At 71.7% G+C, this 21,324-nt stretch carries 16 protein-coding genes and 4 pseudogenes; 3 read left to right on the forward strand and 17 right to left on the reverse strand.

Annotated elements, in window-relative coordinates; genetic code table 11:
* Positions 1–130 precede the first annotated feature (130 nt).
* Complete coding sequence (locus ABCR94_RS29725) at positions 131–1,645, forward strand: bifunctional phosphatase PAP2/diacylglycerol kinase family protein (protein WP_347123478.1); 1,515 nt, start codon at positions 131–133, stop codon at positions 1,643–1,645.
* A 164-nt stretch (positions 1,646–1,809) separates the two neighbouring features.
* On the opposite strand, the gene ABCR94_RS29730 is transcribed toward ABCR94_RS29725, so the two are convergent.
* Positions 1,810–2,526 carry a GvpL/GvpF family gas vesicle protein gene (locus tag ABCR94_RS29730; RefSeq protein WP_347123479.1) on the reverse strand — a complete coding sequence of 239 codons (717 nt, stop codon included), beginning with the start codon at positions 2,524–2,526 and terminating at the stop codon, positions 1,810–1,812.
* Between the two features lie 135 nt (positions 2,527–2,661).
* On the opposite strand from ABCR94_RS29730, the pseudogene ABCR94_RS29735 reads away from it, so the two are divergent.
* Positions 2,662–3,318: pseudogene (locus ABCR94_RS29735) on the forward strand (class I SAM-dependent methyltransferase); the annotation flags it as partial.
* A gap of 17 nt (positions 3,319–3,335) precedes the next feature.
* Here ABCR94_RS29735 and ABCR94_RS29740 read toward each other — a convergent pair.
* A complete protein-coding gene (locus tag ABCR94_RS29740; RefSeq protein WP_347123483.1) occupies positions 3,336–3,833 on the reverse strand; it encodes a GNAT family N-acetyltransferase in 498 nt (165 codons plus the stop codon).
* Between the two features lie 102 nt (positions 3,834–3,935).
* Between ABCR94_RS29740 and ABCR94_RS29745 the strand changes: the two genes are divergently transcribed.
* Entirely contained in the window at positions 3,936–4,289 is a 354-nt protein-coding gene (locus tag ABCR94_RS29745; protein ID WP_347123484.1) for a VOC family protein, read from the forward strand.
* 38 nt (positions 4,290–4,327) lie between these two features.
* On the opposite strand, the pseudogene ABCR94_RS29750 reads toward ABCR94_RS29745, so the two are convergent.
* From ABCR94_RS29750 to ABCR94_RS29815, 15 genes and pseudogenes are all read right to left on the reverse strand, one after another.
* A pseudogene (locus tag ABCR94_RS29750) lies at positions 4,328–4,840 on the reverse strand (DUF5107 domain-containing protein); the annotation flags it as partial.
* Positions 4,841–4,960: 120 nt separating this feature from the next.
* Positions 4,961–5,536 (reverse strand): GNAT family N-acetyltransferase, encoded by a 576-nt coding sequence (locus tag ABCR94_RS29755; protein ID WP_347123485.1) that lies wholly within the window; start codon positions 5,534–5,536, stop codon positions 4,961–4,963.
* 22 nt (positions 5,537–5,558) lie between these two features.
* Positions 5,559–6,509 (reverse strand): S66 peptidase family protein, encoded by a 951-nt coding sequence (locus ABCR94_RS29760; RefSeq protein ID WP_347123487.1) that lies wholly within the window; start codon positions 6,507–6,509, stop codon positions 5,559–5,561.
* A complete protein-coding gene (locus ABCR94_RS29765; protein WP_347123488.1) occupies positions 6,506–8,521 on the reverse strand; it encodes a S9 family peptidase in 2,016 nt (671 codons plus the stop codon). Before ABCR94_RS29765 ends, ABCR94_RS29760 begins: the two co-directional genes overlap by 4 nt.
* 52 nt (positions 8,522–8,573) lie before the next feature.
* Positions 8,574–10,001, reverse strand: coding sequence for a M20/M25/M40 family metallo-hydrolase (locus ABCR94_RS29770; RefSeq protein ID WP_347123490.1), 1,428 nt, complete (start codon positions 9,999–10,001; stop codon positions 8,574–8,576).
* Positions 9,994–10,827, reverse strand: a complete 834-nt coding sequence (locus tag ABCR94_RS29775; RefSeq protein ID WP_347123492.1) for a M55 family metallopeptidase — start codon at positions 10,825–10,827, stop codon at positions 9,994–9,996. The genes ABCR94_RS29770 and ABCR94_RS29775 overlap by 8 nt, the downstream gene beginning before the upstream one ends.
* A gap of 345 nt (positions 10,828–11,172) precedes the next feature.
* The gene (locus tag ABCR94_RS29780) at positions 11,173–12,540 is read right to left on the reverse strand and encodes an ABC transporter substrate-binding protein (RefSeq protein ID WP_521978106.1); all 1,368 of its coding nucleotides are present in this window, start codon (positions 12,538–12,540) and stop codon (positions 11,173–11,175) included.
* 26 nt (positions 12,541–12,566) lie between these two features.
* Positions 12,567–12,713: pseudogene (locus ABCR94_RS39240) on the reverse strand (pectinesterase family protein); the annotation flags it as partial.
* 29 nt (positions 12,714–12,742) lie between these two features.
* The gene (locus ABCR94_RS29785; protein WP_347123493.1) at positions 12,743–14,308 is read right to left on the reverse strand and encodes a glycoside hydrolase family 43 protein; all 1,566 of its coding nucleotides are present in this window, start codon (positions 14,306–14,308) and stop codon (positions 12,743–12,745) included.
* Positions 14,305–15,174 (reverse strand): DUF6807 domain-containing protein, encoded by an 870-nt coding sequence (locus ABCR94_RS29790; RefSeq protein ID WP_521978109.1) that lies wholly within the window; start codon positions 15,172–15,174, stop codon positions 14,305–14,307. The genes ABCR94_RS29785 and ABCR94_RS29790 overlap by 4 nt, the downstream gene beginning before the upstream one ends.
* Positions 15,171–16,265 carry a Gfo/Idh/MocA family protein gene (locus ABCR94_RS29795; RefSeq protein ID WP_521978144.1) on the reverse strand — a complete coding sequence of 365 codons (1,095 nt, stop codon included), beginning with the start codon at positions 16,263–16,265 and terminating at the stop codon, positions 15,171–15,173. The genes ABCR94_RS29790 and ABCR94_RS29795 overlap by 4 nt, the downstream gene beginning before the upstream one ends.
* A pseudogene (locus ABCR94_RS29800) lies at positions 16,187–17,138 on the reverse strand (dihydrodipicolinate synthase family protein). The gene ABCR94_RS29795 and the pseudogene ABCR94_RS29800 overlap by 79 nt, the downstream one beginning before the upstream one ends.
* Positions 17,135–17,788, reverse strand: coding sequence for a GntR family transcriptional regulator (locus ABCR94_RS29805; protein WP_347123495.1), 654 nt, complete (start codon positions 17,786–17,788; stop codon positions 17,135–17,137). Before ABCR94_RS29805 ends, ABCR94_RS29800 begins: the two are co-directional and overlap by 4 nt.
* Positions 17,789–17,915: 127 nt before the next feature.
* Positions 17,916–18,641 (reverse strand): class I SAM-dependent methyltransferase, encoded by a 726-nt coding sequence (locus ABCR94_RS29810; protein ID WP_347123497.1) that lies wholly within the window; start codon positions 18,639–18,641, stop codon positions 17,916–17,918.
* Positions 18,642–18,761: 120 nt separating this feature from the next.
* A complete protein-coding gene (locus tag ABCR94_RS29815) occupies positions 18,762–21,275 on the reverse strand; it encodes an ATP-binding SpoIIE family protein phosphatase (protein WP_347123499.1) in 2,514 nt (837 codons plus the stop codon).
* Positions 21,276–21,324: the final 49 nt, after the last annotated feature.

Consider the following 21,324-nt stretch of genomic DNA (forward strand, 5'->3'; position numbering starts at 1 on the left):
GCTTCACTGTTCCCCCGACCGCGCCCCGGCGCGAGTCCTGCCGGGCACAACGATGCGACGGGGCGTACGGAACAGGCGACCCGGCCGGGCCGCCTGATTCGGAAGCGGCCCGGCCGGGTACGCGCGCACCATGTCTTCACCACGTGCACACCATCCCACCAGCCGCCTGCCCGGCCGGCTCGCCACCTGGCTGAGCGGCCGCGATCAGGCGATCTTCCACAGTGTGGCGGCCCGCCACTGGCCGGGCGCCGACTATGTCCTGCCCCGCCTGAGCCATGGCGCGAACCACGGTGTGCTGTGGCTCGGGACGGCCGCCGGGCTGGCGGCTCTGGGCGGCAGCACCCGCGCGCGGCGGGCCGCGGTGCGCGGGGTCGCCTCCCTCGCGCTGGCCTCTGCCACCGTCAACACGGTGGGCAAGCGCTCGGTGCGCCGGGTGCGGCCGGTGCTGGACACCGTGCCGCTGGTACGGCAGCTGAAGCGCCAGCCGATCACCACATCCTTCCCCTCCGGGCACTCCGCCTCCGCCGCTGCCTTCGCGACGGGCGTGGCTCTCGAATCGAAGGGCTGGGGCGCGGTGGTGGCGCCGGTCGCGGCAGCCGTCGCGATCTCCCGCATCTATACCGGCGCGCACTATCCGAGCGATGTGCTGGTCGGTGCGGCGCTGGGGGTGGGGGCGGCGTTCGCGGTGCGCGGGCTCGTACCGACCAGGTCGCAGATGCCGGCCCCGGGCCGCCCGCACACCCAGGCTCCGGCGCTCCCCGGTGGCCAGGACCTGGTCGTGGTGGTCAACAAGCGCGCGGGCTCGGCGGCTGCCAAGGCCACGCTGGTGCGGGACGCGCTGCCGCTCGCCCAGGTCGTCGAGTGTGAGCCCGATGAGCTGTGCGACGCGATGGAGAAGGCCGCCAAGGAAGGCAGGGCGCTCGGTATCTGCGGTGGCGACGGCACGGTCAACAGGGCCGCGGTGGTCGCGGCCGGCCACGGGGTTCCCCTCGCGGTCTTCCCCGGCGGCACGCTGAACCACTTCGCGTACGACCTGGGCATCGAGGAAGTCCACGACACCTGCCGGGCGCTGGCTTCCGGCGACGCCGTCAAGGTCGACCTGGGCCGCTTCACGCCGGGTCCGGGGGGTGACGACCAGCCGGGGTACTTCCTCAACACCTTCAGCCTGGGCGTGTACCCGGAGCTGGTACGGATCCGGGAGCACTGGGCGCCGCGCATCGGCGGCTGGCCCGCGGGTGTGCTCGCGGCGGTGAAGGTGCTGCGCGACGAACGGCCGCTGGAGGCGCAGGTGGGGCAGCACAAGAGCCGCAGGCGCTCGGTGTGGATGCTGTTCGCCGGGAACGGCACGTACCAGCGGGTCGGTCCGACCCCCGGCCGGCGTTTCGATCTGGCCGACGGCCTGCTGGACGTGCGCGTGGTGCACGGCGGGCGGCTGCCGGGCCTGCGGCTGCTGGCCGCGGCGCTCGCGGGACCGCTGAGCCGCTCGCCCGTGCACGCGGCGCAGCGGCTGCGCCGGGTGTGGATCTCCGGTCTGGCGCCGGGCACGCTGCTCGCGTACGACGGTGAAGTGGTGGACGCCCCCGAGGAGTTCGTCATCGACAAGGCCGACGAGGCTCTCACCGTGTACCGGCCGCTGGCGCTGTGAAAGAGGGGAGAGGGGCGGCGGCCCGAAGGCCGCCGCCCCTCTCCCCTTGCCCTGATTCACTGCCGTTCTGCCCATACCCATGCCCATACCCATGTCTACGTGACCACCCGCCGCGGACAGAGGCCGCACTCAGGAGCCGCGGCTCTCCCGGGAGGTCCGTCGCGTCACTCCACAAAGCTGTAGGGCGGTAGTGGGCCGTTGACCTGGAGCACCAGGTGTGGTTGCTCCTTGCACAGGGCTTCCACCGCCTCCACGAACGGGGCGCAGTGGTCGCGGTCGACCAGGAACGAGACGTTCGCCAGCCAACCGGTGCTGTCCGGACCGGGGCTGACGCCGCCCGCCGCGCCCTCCAGCGCCTGGCGCACCAGCTCGCCGTCCCGGCGCTCGCGCTGCTGCATGGCCGCCACGACGCGTTCGCCGAGCCTCAGCTTCTGCTCGTACGTGCCGCCGCCGGCCGCCCTGTTGGTCTCGTTGAGTGCCCGCAGTTCGGAGTCCTCCGCAAGTATCTGATGGAGGACGGCCTCCTCGTCGTGCGAGGCCTTGACGTTGTACTCGACCTTGTTGTCGAGCGCGTCCAACCGCTCCAGGTAGTGCTTCTCGCGCTCGCCGAGGACCGTCCGTACGGCCTCGTCGTCGGCCGAGATACTGCCGAACCGCATGGGCAGCACGGCGCCGCCCTCACCCGCCTCCGCGAGGACGCTCTGGTGCGCGAGCAGCTCGCGCCGCTTGGGCCGCAGGTCCTCCGGGGCCTCGCTGACCAGGGCGGTCAGTTCACCGGTCCTTATGGTGCGGACGAGCTGCGGCGGGTTGCCGACGCCACCCATCTGCTCCGGGAGGCTGGGGTGGGAGCCGCGGGCGATTCCGTAAACGTAGGTACTCACTCCTGCTCCTCCTTCCTGCGGGTCGAAGTGCTGGGCGGGGCGCGGGACTTGGGACTCGGCCCGGCCCCCGCGACCGGGCTGTTGTTCGCGCCGTTCTTGCGAGTAACCAAGGACGCCCGGAGCAAACCTTGAGGCGGTCAAGGCCGCGGAGGCTTTGGCGCCGACATGGCCGCACCCGGGCGTCGGGACGCCGCCGCCGACGTCCTCGACCGGGCCCGTGAGGCGGTGGCCGAACAGGGCCTGGAGAACGTGGAGTTCGCCGTCGCGGACGTGCACGCGCTCGACTTCTCTGACGACTCCTTCGACGTCGTCCACGCCCACCAGGTCCTCCAGCACGTCGGAGACCCGGTGCTGGCCCTGCGCGAGATGCGGCGGGTGTGCCGCCCCGGCGGAGTCGTCGCGGCGCGCGACAGCGACTACGCCGTGATGACCTGGTTCCCCGAGGTGCCGGGGCTGAGCGAGTGGCAGGAGCTGTACCGGCGGGTGGCCCGCGCCAACGGCGGCGAGCCGGACGCGGGGCGCAGGCTGGTGTCCTGGGCCCGCGCCGCGGGCTTCGACGACATCCGGGCGACGGCCGCGGCCTGGTGCTTCGCCACCGTGGACGAGCGCGCCTGGTGGAGCGGCCTGTGGGCGGACCGTACGACAGCATCGGTGTATGCCCGTCTCGCCGTCGACGGGGGCCACACCCGCGAGGAGACACTGACCACGCTGGCCGAGGCGTGGCGCGAGTGGGGCCGCCGCGACGACGCGTGGTTCATGGTCCCGCATGGCGAAGTGCTCCTGCGCGCCTGACCGCTCACGGAAGCCCGCTAAAGGCTGACCGGCCGGCGCCACTTCATGATGTGGCCCGTGGCGGCGAACGACTCCTTGCCCGCGAGGCGCCCGGTCCTCGTCTCGACGTGTACGAAGCCCTCGCTCTCGTAGAGCGCGCGGGCCGCGTCGTTGCCGTCGAGGACCGTGCACCGCACGGTCGAACCACCGCCGTCGGCCAGCGCGCGCCGCAGCAACAGCCGCCCGATGCCCTGGCGGTAGCGGGCGGGATCGACGTACAGCCAGGTCAGTTCGGCGTCGTCGAGCGCGGCGAAACCGAGCACCTCGCCTGCGTCGTCCCCCTCGTCGTCCGCGGCGGCGACCCACACCGTCCCGTCGAAGAACCCTTCGTCCTCGTAGGTTTCGGCCAGCGGAGGAAAGGCGTCCGCACCGAGGTGGCCGCGCAACTCGTCGCGGCGCGCCGTGTCATGGATCCTGGAGACCGCGTCCCAGTCCGCTTCCCGGTACGGGCGGACGGTCACGGTGTACGTACTCATCCCCGGACCTTCGCACCCTGTTCCCGGCCGGGCAAATCGATTGCCCGGCCGACCGTGCGAATCGCGTCCCGCCGCCCCTGACCACCAACTATCCTCGCGCCTATGGAGATCCTCGGAACCACGCTGCGCATCTGCGTCGACGACCTGGAGGCCCCGGTGGCCTTCTACGAACGCCTCACGGGAAGCAGGGCGCAGCGCTACGAGCGCGGCGGGATCTCGGTGGCCGCGGTGGGCTGCTTCCTGTTGATGAGCGGCCCCGAGTCCGAACTGGAGGTGCTGCGCAAGGTGTCGGCGACCATCGCCGTACGGGATCTGGACGAGGCGGGCGCGGCGCTCGGCGCGGCCGGTGCCCGCATCATCGTGGGCCCGGTGGCGACACCGGCGGGCCGCAACCTGCTCGCGCTCCACCCCGACGGCACGGTCTTCGAGTACGTCGACCTGCGCACGGACGCCTGACGCTCACCCCCGCGTCGGGCCCGGCGCCGCGGGCGGTCGTCCCACTCCCACAGCCGGAGCATCTCACCGCCGTCGGGGGCAGGCACGACGGCGGCGTGCAGTGGCGCGCAGGACAGTGTCGTATGCCCGGTGGCGCCGATGTTCCACTCGATGCCGCCGGAGAACCACGCGCCGTTGAGTGCGAACTGGGCGGGCTGGAACACCGGGTTGCGGTAGAGGAGTTCGCGGCCGGTCGGCTTGTGGAAAAGCGAGTGCACCCGCCCCCCGAGTCCGGGCAGGACGGTCGCCCGCAGCCGGTCGTTCTCGATGACCAACGCGCCGAGGTCGGTCTCGGCGCGTTCGCGCCCGTACCCGTCGAGGATGCGCACGGGCAGCGGGGTGCGCAGCGGTTCGAAGCCGATCTGCCGGCCCATATCGCGCGGCAGCCCGTCACGTGAGCGCTCGTCGAGTACGTGCGTCTCGTCCAGGGGACACAGTCCGGGCAGCGGGTTCGGCGGCCCCAACGGGGCGGCGGGCAAGGTCAGTACAGAACGTCGCACGGTCGTGGCCAAGACAGCCTCACTCCCTCACGGGGGCCGCAGGCAGCTCCGGTGGCCGATGCCCCGACGACCATCGGAACACGACGGGGGCCGCTCTGACCAGGGGCTCCGTAGGCCAGTGTTCGGTGAATATCAGTCTGCCGTCCCGGCCGTGATCGCCCAGCGTTCGTGGTCGCGCCAGGCGCCGTCGATGAAGAGGAAGTCGGGCGAGTAGCCCTCCAGCCGGAAGCCCGCCCGGCGGACGAGGGCGATGGACCCCTGGTTGGCGGGCTGGATGTTGGCCTCCAGGCGGTGCAGGCCCAGGGTCCCGAAGGCGTGGCGCAGAACCAGGTCGAGTCCCTCGCTCATGAGGCCGCGGCCCGCCGCGTGGGCGAACGCGCCGTAGCCCAGGGCCCCGCAGAGGAAACCGCCCCGGACGATGTTGTTGATATTGATGAAACCCGCGATGCGACCGCTCGGGCGTTCGCAGACCAGAAAGCCGGCCTTCGCCGGGTCCTCGGTGAGCCGCCTCGCGTAGGCGGCGTACACGGCGGGCTCCTCCGGCGGGAAGAGCCAGGGGCGGTGCAGGCTCCTGCTGTCCCGCGCGAGCGCCGTGAACTCCTCGGCGTCGTCCTGACCGAAGGACCGCAGGGTCACCCGGGGACTCTGGGAGCTTTGGGGGCTCTGGGGGCGGTGCGGCCTGCCGGGACCGGTCGTCGTACGAGACATCCCGTCAGGCTACTTGCCGCGCTCAGCGCAGCGCGGGCACGTCGAGGGTCAGGGTGCGGGTGTCCGTGTCCAGTACGGCGGGCACGCCGAGCGGCATGGTCAGCGCGGTCGGGCAGCGGCCGAATCCCAGGTCCTCGACGCCCGGGACGCCCAGCGGGCTCAGCCGGTCGTACAGCAGCGCCCGTACGTCGTCGTACGGGCCGCACTCCTCCCACGAGCCGAGGGCGATGCCCGCGACGCCGTCCAGCCAGCCCGAGCGCAGGAGTTGGGTGAGGATCCGGTCGAGCCGGTACGGCTCCTCGTCGATCTCCTCGATGAGCAGCAGCCCGCCGCGCGCACCGGGGCGGGCGTGCGGGGTGCCGAGTTCGGCCGCGAGCAGGCTGACGCAGCCGCCGAGGGTGACGCCGCGGGCCCGCCCGGGGACCATGACGCGGGCCGCGGGGAGGCCGAGGGTACGGACCGACTCGGGGTCGAAGAGGGTGGCCCGCAGTGACTCCTGGGTCGGGCCGTCCTTGAGGAACACATCCGTCGCGACCATCGGCCCGTGCAGTGTGGCCAGCCCCGCCCGTACGGCGAACGCCTCGTGCAGCGCGGTGATGTCGCTGTAGCCGACGAAGACCTTGGGGCCCGCGGCGCGCATCGCGTTCCAGTCGAGCAGGTCCACCATGCGCTGAGCCCCGTAGCCGCCCCGCGCGCACAGGACGGCGGAGACCGTCGGGTCGCACCACGCCTCCTGGAGGTCGCGGGCGCGCGCCTCGTCCGCGCCTGCGAGGTACCCGAACTGCCGGTGCCGGTCCGGCACATGGGGTGCGACAACCGGGTCGAGGTCCCAGCCCCGCAGGATGTCGAGGCCCGCGTCGAGCCGCTCCCGGGGCACGCTGCCGCTGGGTGCGACCACGGCGACCCGCGCCCCCGGCCTCAGTCGCGCGGGCCTGGTCAGGGGCGCGGGCCCGGCCGGAGGCGGCGGCGTCACTTATTGAGCTCCAGGCGGGGGACGTCGGCCCGGTCGATTCCGAAGGTCTGTGCGTACAGGGAGAGTTCGGCCTCCAGGGCGCGGGTCATGGTGTCGGCCATGCGGAAGCCGTGTCCCTCCCCCTCGAAGGCGATGTAGGCGTGCGGAATGCCGCGCCCCGCCATCCGCTCCAGGAACCGCTCGCACTGCACGGGCGGGCAGATCACGTCGTCGAGGCCCTGGAGCAGCAGGAACGGTGCGGTGATCCGCTCCGCGTGGTGCACGGGCGAGCGGTCGCGGTACCGGTCCGGGTACTCGCCGATCGGCCCCACCAGGCTCTCCAGGTACTGGGACTCGAAGTCGTGGGTCTCGTCCGTCGCCCAGCCCGCCAGGTCGAGGATCGGGAAGATGATGGTGCCGCAGGCGTACACGTCGGTGGTGGCCAGCGAGGTCGCCGCGGTCCAGCCGCCGGCGCTGCCGCCGCGGATCGCGATCCTGCCGGGGTCGGCGGTGCCCTCCTCGGCCAGCGAGAGGGCGACGGCGGCGCAGTCCTCGACGTCCACGACGCCCCACTGCTCGCGCAGCCGGTTGCGGTACTCGCGCCCGTACCCGGCTGATCCGCCGTAGTTGACCTCGGCGACGCCGATGCCGCGCGAGGTGAAGTAGGCGATTTCCAGGTCGAGTACGAGTGGGGCGCGGCCGGTGGGGCCGCCGTGGGCCCACACCACGTACGGCGGGAGTTCGTCGCCCGGCGCGATGTGGTCGGGGTTGTGCGGCGGGTAGATGTGGGCGTGGATGTCGCGGCTGTCGGGGCCCACGAAGGTGCGGATCTGCGGCTCGGGGTAGTAGGCGGGGTCCACCGGGTCGTCGTGCGCGGAGCCGATGACCCGGGTGTGGCCGGTGAAGGTGTCGAGCTCGACGATTTCGTACGCGCTGCGCGGGCTCGCGGCGACGCCGATGACGCGGCTGCCGTCCACGGCGAGGGTGGCGGCCCATTCGGTCCAGGGTCCTGCCGCGTCGACGAGTTCGCCGGTCTCCGGGTCGAGGATGCCCAGGGTCGTCGGGCCCGCGCCGTGGATGACGGCGATCAGGCCGTTGTCCAGGGGGTGGAACCACCGCAGTCCGATCTTCCAGAGCGGCCCGCCGAACTCCTCGGCGCGCCCGGCGCACAGACCGGTCCCGGCCACGACACCCGGCAGGCTCTCGCCGGGAGTCGTGGCCCGGTACAGCTCCCACCAGTTGCCCAGGTCCGAGACGAACAACAGCGAGCCGTCCGGCGCCCATTCGACCTGGGCGACCGATTCGTCGGTGTCCCCGGCGACGGTCCGCATGTCCTCGAAGGGGCCGTCATCGGCGATCTCGCCGAGCATCACCAGCGTGCCGTCCCACGGCATCCGCGGGTGGTCCCAGGCGATCCAGGCGGCCTGCCGCCCGTCGGGCGAGACCCGCGGCCCGGTGACGAAGCGGTGCCGGTCGTCGGACAGCTCACGCACGGCGCCGCGGTCCTCGGCGGCCGAGCCGTCCAGCGGGACGGCCGCGATGACACGGCGTACGTCGGTGGGCGCCTCGCCGGTGAACTCCTCAAGCACGCACCACACTTCGCCCGCCGCCCCGCGCGCCGGCCACAGCTGCGGGTCCACCCAGCGCAGCCCGCCGCCGACCGCCGACACCGGGGTGAGCGGGCGCGGTTCGGCGCCGGGGGCGTCTGGTTCGTACGCGTAGAGCCGCTGGTCGGGGAAGTGGACGAAGACGACGAGCGGGCCGGAGCCCTCACGCGCGGCGCCCGCCCAGGGCTGCCCGCCGTACTCGATGACCCTGCTGCGTACGTTCCAGGGGGAGGGCAGCACCGATTCCTCGGCGCCGTCCGCCCGCCGCCGTACCAGCGCGCGCCGGCCGCCCTCGGTGGGCCGGGGCTCGGTCCACCACACCTCGTCACCGACCACCCCGATGTACTCCGGACGCCCGTCGTGCGATGCGGCGAGAGCGGCATCGATCGGTGACTGCCAGCTTCCGTACGGCACTGTCGGCACCATGGTCCCGGTCCCCCTTTGTCGTCCCTCTGCGGTCGGTCCGGATCTATGCGGTCTACGCGGTCTTCAGATAGTGGTCAAGTACCCGTACCCCGAAGTGCAGTGCCTCCACCGGTACCCGCTCGTCGACCCCGTGAAAGAGCGCCTGGTAGTCGAAGTCGACCGGCAGCTTCAGCGGGGAGAAGCCGTAGCCGGTGATGCCGAGCCGGGAGAACTGCTTGGCGTCCGTCCCGCCCGACATGCAGTACGGCACAACATGCCCCTCGGGGGCGAACTGCTCCACGGCCGCACGCAGCTTCGCGTACGTCGGTGAGTCGGTCGGCGCCTCAAGAGCGACCTCGCGGTGGTGGAACTCCCAGTCCACGTGCGGCCCGGTGAGCGCGTCCAGGGTCTCGCGGAACTCATCCTCGCCACCGGGCAGGAAACGCCCGTCGACATGGGCGGTCGCCCGCCCGGGAATGACGTTGATCTTGTACCCGGCGTTGAACATGGTCGGGTTGGCACTGCCCCGTACCGTCGCCTCGACCAGCGCGGCGGCCGGGCCCAGCTTGTTGAGCAGGGCGTCCACATCGAAGTCGGGCGCGTCGAGGTCCGGTGCGTCGATGTCGTGCAGGGCGGCCAGCTCCATGATGCTGGCGCGTACGGTCGCGGTGAGCCGCACCGGCCATTCGTGCTCGCCGATCCGGGCGACGGCCGCGGCCAGCCTGCTCACCGCGTTGTCGCGGTTGACCTTCGACCCGTGCCCGGCGGTGCCGAGGCCGGTGAGCCGCAGCCAGCCGGTGCCGCGCTCGCCCGCCGCGATCGGATAGATCTCCATGCCGGGGCGGGTGTGGAAGGTGTAGGCGCCGGACTCGCTGATGCCCTCCGTACAGCCTTCGAAGAGCTGCGGGTGCTCGGCGGTGAGAAAGCCCGAGCCGTCGGTGGCGCTGGCCTCCTCGTCGGCGGTGAAGGCGATGACGATGTCGCGCCGGGGTCTCACCCCGGCGCGCGCCCAGGACCGTACGACGGCGAGGACCATCGCGTCCATGTTCTTCATGTCGATCGCGCCGCGCCCCCAGACCACGCCGTCGTGGACCTCGCCGGAGAAGGGGTGCATGCTCCAGTCGGCGGGCTCGGCGGGTACGACGTCGAGGTGACCGTGGACGAGCAGCGCATCGGCGCCGGGGTCGGTGCCCTCGATCCTGGCCACCACGTTCGTACGGCCCGCGGTGCGTTCGAGCATGACGGGCTCAAGGCCCGCCTCGGCCAGGCGCTGGGCGACGTACTCGGCGGCCGGGCGCTCACGGCAGTCGCCGCTGCCGCGGTTGGTGGTGTCGATGCGGATCAGCTCGGAGGTGAAGGCGACCACCTCGTCGAGCGCGAGCGCGTCGATCGACCCGTCGTTGCCGGTCGTGACGTCGCCTGTCGTGACGTCGCCTGTCGTCGCGTTGCCGGTCGTACCGTCGCCGGTCGTGCCGTCGTCGCTCGGCTGCATGTCAGCCATACTGCTCCTCCACTGCGGCCGAGACGATCGTGGTGACCGCCTTGAAGGTACGAATGCCCTCATACATCGTCGCACTGGTGTAGGCGACACGCCGTTCACCTGTCGGCTCCACCCCTGGTACCACGGTCGCGACCGCCGAAAGGTGCTCCGCGTCGAACTCCAGCTCCACCGTGAACGCCACGCCGCGCACCGGATCGTGCCGCACGGCGAGGGCCGCCGCCTCCTTGGCCGCGGCCCTGATGTCCCTCGCGGTACGAGCCGGGGTGCGGCACACCGCGGCGTACCGCGAGACATGGTCCTTGACCGCGACCATCCGCGCCGCTGGAGCGTACCCCTTGGCGTCCACGCAGGTCAGATCGTCACCGGTGACGAGCACCACAGGGACGCCGTACTCGGCGACGACATGCGAGTTGAGCAGGCCCTCGCTCGCCCGCTCGCCGTTCACCCACACGCCCGTGATGGAGTTCGCGAGATAAGTGTGCGCGAGAACACCTTCGGTCCCGGCGCCGGTGTGATAGCCGACGAAGGCGATGCCGTCCACGTCTCCGTGCTGGACGCCCTCGACCATGCTCAGGGACTTGTGCCGGCCGGTCAGCATCTCGGCCCGGTCGTCCAGCCGCTCCAGGAGCAGATTGCGCATGGTCCAGTGTGCTTCGTTGATGAGCACCTTGTCGGCGCCCCCGTCGAAGAACCCGAGAACGGCCGCGTTCACGTCCGAGGTGAACAGGGAACGGCAGCGCTCCCACTGCGGGGTGCCCGGCAACACGTCGGCCGGCCATGTGACACCCGTGGCGCCCTCCATGTCGGCGCTGATGAGGATCTTCATGCGGCATCACGTTACGCGTCGGCGAGCACCCAAGCCAGGTCTGTCAGGGCCGCCTCAGGTGTGGACCACTGGCGGCGCTAGCTGGGCCCGTACCTGGTCGTCGGGCGGCCGGACGATCCGCTCCGGCGGAATCTCGTCGTCGAGGCGCCGCACGTCGCGCGTGGCGAGCACCCGGCGCCGCAGCCCGTCGGCCGCGAGCCGTGCGACTTCGACGGCTCCGTACGCGGCCGGGGCCAGCGGCTGCGCGGCGAGCGCGGCGACCGTCCGTCTGCGCGAGGGTGACGAAGGAGACGCGTGAGGTCCTCTCCGCTGGGCTGGTGGACTCCTGGGGCGGGCTGTGACGCTTTACGGGTTGGGCTGCTCGTTCCACTCCTTCTGCGCCGCGTCGAGCAGACCGGCGAGCTTCTGCGCAAACTCCTTCGCCGTCATCTTTCCGAGCAGCACCTTCTGGAAGTCGGGCTCGGTCTCCGCCTTACTGATCTTGTTCCAGTCGGGCAGGTAGTACGGGAGCTGCACGATCTTCGTGCCAGGGTCGTTGACCGATTCCATGGCCGCCGCGATCGGCTTGGCCGAGGTGATCCACTCGTCGTCCGCGGCGTCGTTGTTGGCCGGGATGGAACCGGCCTCCTCGTTCCAGAGGCTGTTCATTTCCGGTGAGGACGCGAACGCGATGAACTTCCAGGCCGCGGCCTTGTTCTTACCGCTCTTGAACAGGCCGAGGCCGTCGACCGGTGTGGAGACGATCGTGCGGGGGCCACCGCCGGCGGCGGGTGGCAGCGGGAAGCCGTCGATCCTTTCCTTGCCGAAGGCCTTCACATGGTCGGGGTAGGAGCCGAGGTTGTGCTGGAGCATCCCGATCTCGCCCTGGTCGAACTGGGCGACCATCTTGGTGAAATCGTTGTTGAGGTCGGCGGACGGGGTGGCCTTCTTGTAGAGGCCGATGTACTTCTCCAGCGCCGCGAGGTTCTTCGGATCGGCGACCGTGCTCCTGTCACCGCGCCAGAACGTGTCGATGCCCGACTGTGCGTACATCATGTCGAGGGCCTGGGCCACCGATCCGGCCCCGCCACGAATGGTGAAGCCGAACTTGTTGCTCCCCACGTCGGTGAGCCTGTCGGCCGCGGCGTAGAAGTCCTTCCAGGTCGCGGGCACCTTCAGGCCGGCCGCCCGGAACAGGTCCGAGCGGTACCAGAGGGTGCCCTGGTTCGCGGAGGTCGGCACGGCGAACATCTCCTCGCCCCGGCCTCCTGCCGCCCGGACGTTCTTGACCATGCCGGTGGAGAGCTTTCCCTTGAGCGCACTGTCGTCGATGCGGCCGGTGACCGGGTCGAGGGCGTTCTGCGCGACCATGTTGGCGAGGCACGCCGTGCCGACGCCACCCACGTCGGGCAGGCCGCCGCCAGCGATGGCCGTGTCGTACTTCGACTGGACGTCGGTGATCGGGATCGGCACGTACCTCACGTCGATGTCCGGGTTCTTTTTCTCGAACGCCGCGATGATCTTCTGCCAGACGGCGGTGCGGACACCGCCGTTGTTGTCCCAGAAGGTGATCTCGCCCTTCCCTGATCCCTCGTGGCCGGCTCCGCCGCTGCCGTCGTCGCCGCACGCCGTCGCCGTCAGCGCGAGTACGGCGCCGAGCGCGACCGCCGTGGCCGTCCTGCGGCTTGCGTTGCCTCTGCTCCTGCTCCTGCTGTGCGGCATGGATGTGTTCATGGTGGGCTCTTCTCTCATGTGGGTGGGAGTCTCATGACGGCGTCCGGGTTGCCGCCGGGGTGCCAGGGCCGGCCGAGGTGGAAGGAACCCGCAGGCGCGTCGCTGACGATGCGGCTGCGGGTGATCAGGAAGCCGTACGGGTTGCCCTTCCAGGTGCTCGGCGCAGTGATGTAGGTAAGTCCGGCTGTCTTCAGGGGTGTCTTCAGAGGGCTTCAGGGCTTCGCGGCGGTTCAGGGGTGACGCGAAAGTGCGTGAAGGTGGCTGTTCCGGTGGGCCCCGCGCCCTCCGGGGCCGCGGCGAACAGGCCGAGCAGCGCCCCGACCCAGCGCCAGGGCGTGGCGGCGAAGACCTGTCCCGAGGACCGCGTCCCCTCGCCGGTATCGGCGGAGAACCGGCAGCGGGCGCCTGCCGTCACCTCGATGCGCAGCAGGGCCTCGCCACCGGGCGCGGGCCGCTCGTACTCCGCGTCGCGTTCCCTTTCGGCGACCGCCTCCGCGTACCGATGAACCAGGCGGGCCGTCCCGTCCGCCCCGCGTTCCAGGCCGATCCAGCTGAACGCGTCGCCCAGGACGACGAGTCCGGCCTTCGCCCCCGGCCGCGCCGCGTCCAGGGCGAGTTCCACCTCGACGGTGAAGGTCTCCGCGGGCAGCCGCTGGACCAGCACGTGCGGGAGCCTGCGCGGATCGTGGGCGTACGGGCCCGGCAGACAGGGCAGCCGCAGTCCGTCGCCCGTGTGCGTGACCGTCCAGCCGTGCTCGGGGTTGGCGGTCCACTGCCATTGACGCCCGTGCCGCCCGCCCGGGAACTCGTCGTCGGTGGCCGGTGCGCACACCGGCTGCTGCGGTGCCTTGGGTTTCGGGTGTACGCGTACGGGCTCGCCGTTGTCGCCGAGCACGGGCCAGCCGTCGTCGTCCCAGCGCATCGGTTGGAGGTGCACGACCCGTCCGTAGGCGCCGCGCACCTGGAAGTGCAGAAACCAGTCCTCGCCCTGCGGAGTGCGCACCCAGCCGCCCTGGTGGGGCCCGTTGATGTCGGTGCGGCCCTGGGCCAGGACGGTTCTGTGCTCGTAGGGGCCGGCGAAGGTACGGGATCGGAGGGCGCCCTGCCAGCCCGTCTCCACGCCCCCGGCGGGGGCGAAGATCCAGAACCAGCCGTCGTGCCGGTAGAGCTTGGGGCCTTCCAGGGTGAACCAGCCGGGTATCCGGTCGGCGTCGACCAGGACCCGCCCCTCGTCGAGGAGTTCGCGACCGTCGGGGCTCATGCGGTGGCCGGTGAGGCGGTTCTTGATGCCGGAGCGGGATTTGGCCCAGGCGTGCACGAGGTGGGCCTCGCCCGTCTCCTCGTCCCACAGCGGGCAGGCGTCGATGAGCCCCTTGCCCGCCTTGACCAGGTGCGGGGCGGTCCACGGACCGCGGATGTCGTGGGCATTGACCTGGTGGATGCCGTGGTCCGGGTCGCCCCAGAAGATCCAGAAGCGGCCGGCGTGATGACGCAGTGACGGGGCCCAGACCCCGCAGTCGGGCCGGGGTTCGGCAAAGGCACGAGCCGGTTCGAGGCGCTCCAGGGCGTGCCCGACGAGCGTCCAGTTGACGAGGTCGCGCGAGTGCAGCAGCGGGAGGCCGGGCGCCCGGCCGAAGCTGGACGCGGTCAGGTAGTAGTCGTCGACGCGCACCACGTCGGGGTCTGACCAGTCGGCGTGCAGCACGGGGTTTCGGTAGGTGCCGTCGCCGAGGTCGGCGGTCCACGGGGCCTGTGCACGCTCCGTCATGACGTGACCGCCTTGCGGACGAGGGCGGCGGCCTCGGCCCGGCCGGGCCTGCCGTCGGCGACGACGACGGTGATGACCCGTCGTACGACGGTCGCGCCTGCCGTGACGAGCAGCGGCTCCGTGTGCGCGAGCGAGGAGCCGACGCCCGGGTACTCGTTGGCCCGTACGAACCAGGGGTCCTCCCGGGTACGGGCCGTCGCTCCGGCGAACACCAGGGTCCAGCCGTCACCGGCGAGCGCGAGCCAGGCGCGGCGGGAGCCGTTGAGGGTGTGTTCCGTGTGTTCCGTGTGTTCCGTGTGTTCGCCGTCCGGCCCTTCGGCGAAGACGTCCGGCGCGGCCCGCTCCTTGGGCGCGCGCCAGAAGAAGCCTCCGTAGGCTGCGCCGGGGCGCCCGTTGGTGGCGGGGCTCCCGATGGCCAGGTCCGCGCCCGTGGTGTTGGTGAGCGCGAAGGTGAAGTCCAACGCGTATGCGGATGAGGTCAGTTCGGTCACCGCGACCGTGCGCATTTCGCGCAACAGCTGGACACCGCCGGCCTGCCAGCTGAGCTCTTCGACACATCCGTCCGAGTCGCTGAGCTTGAATTCGGTGTGCGTCTGGAATCCGTGGTTGTTCATCTCGACCGAGCCGCGGACGCGCGTGAAGGTGCGTCCGCCCCAGAAGTTGTGGCCCCCGACGTCGGGGACGGCGACACCGGCCCCCAGGTGGTGGCGGTGGTCGTCGGGCAGCTCCTCGGTGACGGTCCTGCCGCCGAGTGTGGTGACGGGGTGCAGATAGGGCCGCGGCGAGAGCGCCGGGGCGGTCGTCGGCAGGTACGTGTAGCGGGCCACAGGGCGGCTGGCGCAGCTCAGGGTCAGCGCAGTGTTCACCGGGCCACCGCACCGGGCGTGGAGGCGCGGGCCCAGGGGGCGCCCAGCTCGGAGAAGAGGGCGAGGCTGTCGGCACTCGCCGCGACCAGGCCGTCGATGCCGGGCACGACACGGCGCGGGGCGGACTCGCCCAGTTCGGTGCGCCAGGCCGATGGGGGCAGCGGCCTGGGAGCCGGCGCCAGGCGCACCGCATCGACGACGCGCATGAAGGCGCCGGTACGCTCCGGCCCGGCGAGCAGGTCGGCGCGGCCCGCGAGGTGCTCGACGAGGTTCTCCAGCAGGTCGGTGCGCCCGTGGACGCTCTCCTCGGGCCCGTGCCCGGCCCGCTGCACCAGTACGTGGTCGTCCTTGTAGCGCAGGGTGATGCAGCCCCGGTCGCCGTGCAGGACGACGTACGGCTCGCGGCTCTGCTCCGCGCACAGCGTCACGGCGACGGTGACGGTGATGCCGCGTCCCGTGCTGACGCGTACGCAGGAGGTGTCGTCGGCCTCGATGTCGTTGGCCCGGTACAGCTCGGTCTCGATGCCCGTGACATCCTCGGCGCGGTCGCTGCCAGCCAGCGCGAGCGCGGTGGTCACGGCGTGCGCGAGCGGGTTGGTGAGCACCCCGTCGACCACGTCCGCGCCGTCCAGGCGCCGTCGCCCGGCCCAGGGTGCGCGTGCGTAGTAGGCGGCGTCGCGGACCCAGGCGCCCGCGGCGCCGATGCCGTGCACAGTCCCGATGGCATCGTCGGCCACCAGCTCGCGGATGACGGTGAGGGCGTGCGAGCCGAGGGACTGGAAACCGATCTGGCAGACACTGCCCGCCTCCCGCAGGCCGTCGGTCAGCCGCTGGAAATCGGCGTACGAGGCGGCCGGGGGTTTCTCCAGCAGGATGTCCACTCCGCGCGACGCGGCGGTGAGGGCCAGGTCCGTGTGGGTCTGGATCGGGGTGCAGATGACAGCGACGCGGGCTCCGGTGGAGTCGAGGAGGGCGGCGAAGTCGTCGGACTGCTCGGGTCGGCCGAAGCCGCTCAGCTCCTCGGCGTCCAGGGGCCGCAGCTCGCAGATACCGGCGAGCGTGACCAGGCCGAGCTGCTCCAGGCGCCGGATGTTGGTGAGGTGCCAGCGGCCGTGGCCGCGGGCGCCTGCGCGGCCAGTGCCTCCTTGACGACGGTGACGTTGTTCGCCGACTGCTGGACCGCGCGCAGCTCCTCGAAGGGGCGGATCAGCTCCCAGACCTTCATCGCGCCCGGGTAGTCGCCCGCGCGCAGGGCTTCCAGGAGGGCCAGCGAGACGGACGGGGCGACGTTGACCAGGCCGGAGGTGAAGCCGGTCGCTCCCCCGGCCCAGTACGAGGGCGCATACAGCTCGGCGAGGCCGGCCACCCAGACGAACCGGTCGAGCCCGGCGTCCCGGGCGAAGGCGGCGAAGCGGGCGGCATCGGGAACGGCGTACTTCACGCCGATGACGTTGGGGCACAGCTCCCCCGAGCTCGGCGAGCCGTCCGGCGTCCAGCTGCGGGTTGCGGATGTACGGGACGACGCCGAGCTCGGGGACGGCGTCGGCGACGGAGCGGTGGTAGTCGGTCCAGCCTTCCTGCGCCACGTAGGGATGCACCGGCTGATGGACCATGATCATGTGCGCGCCGGTGGCGCGGGCGTGCTCGGCGGCGGCGACCGCGGTCGGCACGTCGTGTCCGACACCGACCACGACCGTCGCCCGGTCCCCCACCTCATCGACGGTCAGCTCCGTCACGGCGGTGCGCTCCTCGGGTGAGAGCGCATAGAACTCGCCGGTGTTGCCGTTGGGGGTGAGGGTGCGCACCCCGCCGTCGAGCAGTCTGCGCAGCAGGGCGCGGTGGGCATCGGTGTCCAGCGTGCCGTCGGCCGCGAAGGGGGTGACCGGGATGGCCACGACGTCCGCGAGCGCCGCCCGCAGAGGCACGTCCCGGTCTGTCGCGGACTCTGTTGCCGGGCCGGTCATATGTCCTCGCCCCCGTCGGCCTCGGGGAACGCGCGGGCGACGAAGGACGTGATGTGCTCGTGCAGCGCGCGGGCCGATCCCTCGGCGTCCCCGGCGAGCGCGAGCCGCAGGATCTGCTGGTGCTCGGCGGCCTCCCGCTGCCAGGTGGGCTCGGCGGCCCAGGCGACGGCCGACACCAGCGCGGCCTGGTCGCGCACCTGATCGAGCATCCTGCACAGCAGCGGATTGCCACAGGGCAGGTAGAGCGCCCGGTGGAAGTCCCGGTTGGCGAGCGAGCGTTCGGCCTTGTCCGACGCCGTCTCCGCCTGGACGAGGGCCTCCTGGGCGGCGTCGAGGGAGGCGCGGCCCCTGACGGTGCGGCGCAGCGCCTCGGGCTCCAGCAGCAGTCGTACGTCGTACACCTCGCGCGCCATCGTCGCGTCGACCATGCGGACGGTGACGCCCTTGTACTGGTTCATGACGACGAGCCCGGTGCCGGCGAGGGTCTTGAGCGCCTCGCGGACGGGCGTCTTCGACACCCCGAACTGCGCGGCCAGGTCGGTCTCGACCAGCGCCTGGCCGGGCAGGAGGCGGCCGGTCAGGATGGCGTGCTTGATCGCCTCCAGGACGTACTGGGTGCGCGAAGGAATGGGGCTGGGGGCGAAGGCCATGGGCGCTCTCACATCTCGCGTATCGCGTCTCATATATGACGTACGAAGTACGACGCGATGAAGTTAGAGCCCTGGCTTTTCGTTCGTCAACGCTTCTTACAAAACTTTCCCTTCCGGGGCGGCGCCCTCACGACGAGCGGCCGACCACCAGCCACTTCGACGGAAGCTCGATCCGCGTCCCGCTCGCGTCGAACTCCGCTGTACTCAGAGGTAGTTCACCTCTTGCGAGCACTGTGAGGCCCGCCGACGAGAAGAGCCCGGCCACTTGCGCGTCCGGCAGCACGCCCGGCGCGATGCCGTGCGCGAAGATCGGCGCAAGCTTGGGCGGCGGCCCGGCGGGCCCCTGCGCGAGGTCCATCAGCACCGGCCGCGCCCCCTCGGAGAGTTCCACCACGAACGCCCTGCCCCGCTCACCCACCAGCACCGCGATGGCGTCCACCAACGGCTGCCGGTCGGCGGGCTCGCACTGGTGCAGTACTCCCCGCATGTAGACCTGCGCGTCGCCCAGTTCGGCATGGAGGCCGCGCACCGCCTCCTTGTCCGAGGCGTCGAGCTGCTGGAACCGGATCTGGCCGAGCGGATCAAGACGCTTGGCGTGCTCGATGGCGGCGGCGGCCAGATCGACGCCCGCCACCCGGGGGTACCGGTCGGCCAGGAAAAGCGTCTGGGTGCCGTGGCCGCAGCCGAGGTCGAGCATCGCGAGGCCCGGTTCCGCCATGTGCGGCTCGAAGAGGGCGAGATGCAGGCCCACGGTGAGGGCCGGTTCCGCGTCCCAGAAGACCGACCCGGGCTCGCCGGTGGCCTCCCGCCAGAAACCTTCCCAGGCGCCCTTGTACCGACTCGTCACGCTCATGCCCAGCTCCCCAGGGTGAGATCACCGCTCTGACATCACGTCAAGATCGGTCTACCGCGCCTGGGTTACGCCGACAAGCACTCGGCGCGTACTTTCACTCGGCGTTCGATCCGGTGCACTTCACGCACGCCCGGGCGCACGACTCGTACGCATCATCCGCCCGCCCCGCCCCTGGTACGGCAGCGGCACCTCGAACCACACCATCTTGCCGTCGCCGGTGCGGCTCGTGCCCCACTCCCGCGCCAGCGCGCTCACCACCGCAAGCCCGCGCCCCGCCTCGTCGCCGGGCCCCGCGCTCATCAGCGCCGGCAGGGTGTGGCTGTCGTCCCCGACCTCGCAGAGCAGTGCGTCGGTGCGTACGAGCCTCAGCTCGACCGGGTGGTGCCTGGCGTGCCGCACCGCGTTGGTGACGACCTCGCTGACCAGCAACTCCACCTGGTCCGCTACCTCTTCGACGCCCCAGACCGCCAGCTGCCCCCGCACGAGCCGCCGCGCCCGGCCCACCTCCTGCGGGTCGCGGGCGAGCTGCCACACCGCCACGTCCTGCTCCGGGATGCCGTTGAGCCTGGCCATCAGCAGCGCGACGTCGTCCTTGCGTCCGCCCTGGCCCTCTTTCCAGGACGACGCGGCCAGGGCGCGGATGATGGTGTCGCAGGCGTCGTCCATCGAGGCCGCCGGGTGCGCCGCCGACTCGCACAGCGTCGCCAGCCCCACGCCGATGTCCTCGCCCCGCACCTCGACCAGGCCGTCCGTGCACATGATGAGGCGGTCTCCGGGCTCGACGGGGATCCGTACGGACTCGAAGGGAACTCCGCCGACGCCGATCGGCGCACCCGTCGGCAGGTCGAGAAGGTCGCTGTGGCCGTCGGCCGCCCGCACGACCACGGGCGGGATGTGTCCCGCGTTCGCCATCAGCAGTTCGCTGCGGATCGGGTCGTAGACGGCGTACAGACAGGTCGCCAGGTAGTGCTCGCCGAGGCGCTGCGCCAGGTCGTCGAGGTTGCGCAGGAGCTGCTCGGGCGGCAGGTCGAGGGCGGCCATGGTCTGCACGGCGGTACGCAACTGGCCCATCATCGCTGCCGAGTTGAGCCCGTGCCCCATGACGTCACCGACGACCAGCGCGGTCCGCGACCCGGGCAGCTTGATCGAGTCGAACCAGTCGCCGCCGACGCGCCCCAGGAGGGTGCCGGGGAGGTAGCGCGTCGCGGTGTCGCAGCCGGCCATCCGGGGTGCGATCTTCGGCAGCATGCTGTCCTGGAGGGTCTCGGCGACGGTCTCCTGGTGCGTGTACATACGGGCGTTGTCGAGGACCAGGCCCGCGCGGGCGGCCAGTTCGGCGCCGGTGACCCGGTCCATGTCGTTGAACAGGACGCGCCCGGGGTGCCGCAGCAGGATCATGAACCCCAGCACCACATTGCGCGCCTTGAGCGGCACCACCAGCATCGAGCGCCCGTTGATCAGGGGGCGGATGTCGCGCTTCTCGAACTGCGAGGCGATGGCGGTGCCCATCTCCTCGCTGATGCGCGGCACCAGCACCGGGTCACCTGTGGTCATGCACTGGAAGAACGGCGTGTGCACCGGGAAGGGCATCGACTCACCGACCGGCACCACGTCGTCCCAGCGCCCCGGCGCGTCGACATGCTCCACGGCGACGCGATACCACATGGTGGTCGCGTCGGGCGGCCCGTCGGGGAAGCCCTCGCCCGCGATGACCTGCTCGCGCAGATAGGTGCCCGCGACATCGGTGAAGCGCGGCACCACGGCCGCGCTGACTTCCAGGATCGTGCGGGAGAGATCGAGCGAGGAACCGATGCGCCCGCTCACCTCGTTGAGGAATTCGAGCCGCTCGCGGACGGCCGCGTATTCGAGGTCGACGTCCTCGTCGGGCACTGCGGCGACGGGCCGCTCCCCGGCGGCCGCGGCAGCCTCCGCCGCCCGCCGTCGCGCTCGGCGCTCCGCCCGCCGCGGCACACCCCAGTCGGGCGTGACGGGCACCCGGTCATGTCGGCTGAATTCCAGTACGGGGTAGCCCAGTTCGAGCACCTGGGCGACGATCCGGCTCGATTCGCCCACGCTCATGCTCGGCAGGATCTCGGGCAGCCGCCCGGCCAGCTCCTCGGCGCCGCTGAACTCGGTGTGCAGGGCGAAGCCGGGCGCTATCCGCTCCGTACCGTCGTCGTCCTCCCCGTCCCGGTCACCCTCGTCCGCCTGCTCCCTCTCCAACTGGGCGGCGTCCGCCGCGAGTACGAGGAGACGCTCGGGGCCCGGACCGACCAGCGGGTAGGCCCACCACAGCACATCGAGCGGCGCGCGCCCGGGCTCGGAGAGCCTGGCCCGGCCCGCGGCCGGATAGGCGGTGAGCCCGTTCAGCGAGTCGTCGAGCCCCGGGCCGAGCCCCTCGTAGGACTCGTACGCCGTGTAGGCGGCGTCATCCGCGAGCGCGCCGGAGACCGGCATCAGGTCGGTCGCGGGGCGACCCACCGCTTCCTCCCGGGCGGGCCCGAACAGCCGCCGTGCACCGGTCGACCAGTGCGACACGAGTCCGGCACTGTCCACGACGACCACGGCAAGGGGGATCCGGCCGGTGACGGCCTGCTGAGGCTGCGTCGGCGGAGTTCCGCGGTCGATGTCCATTGGGGGTGCAGGCTCCCTTCCCGCCGCGAGGATCTGCGTCCTCACCACC

The organism is Streptomyces changchenzhani, assembly GCF_039766235.1.
Taxonomy (GTDB): Bacteria; Actinomycetota; Actinomycetes; order Streptomycetales; family Streptomycetaceae; genus Streptomyces.